Here is a 256-nt window from a genome sequence, read left to right on the forward strand (position 1 = left end):
TTTTAACATATTTAAAGCTTTCAGAAATAAAACTAGGCATTTTAGTGAACTTCAATGTTGATGATATAACAAAAGGGATTTTCAGAAAAGTAAACGGGTTATAAAATAGTTTCCCACGGATTTCTCAGATTTACGCAGAAATGAGACTAAAAGAATCTGTGGTAATCGGTGTAATCAGCGGGAGAAAAAACAAGTAATTTATGGAAGAAAAAACAGAAAATGAATTATCCTATATAATCAGAGGAGGGATTTTTAA

1 protein-coding gene is annotated in these 256 nt (G+C 30.1%); it reads left to right on the forward strand.

Translation table 11 applies throughout. From position 1 onward, the window contains the following. The coding region (locus tag ACVCZW_RS13290) for a GxxExxY protein (RefSeq protein ID WP_452232646.1) at window positions 1-104 on the forward strand (104 nt) is incomplete at its 5' end. Between the last annotated feature and the right edge of the window lie 152 nt (window positions 105-256).

This window comes from Lacinutrix sp. MEBiC02595 (assembly GCF_053601555.1).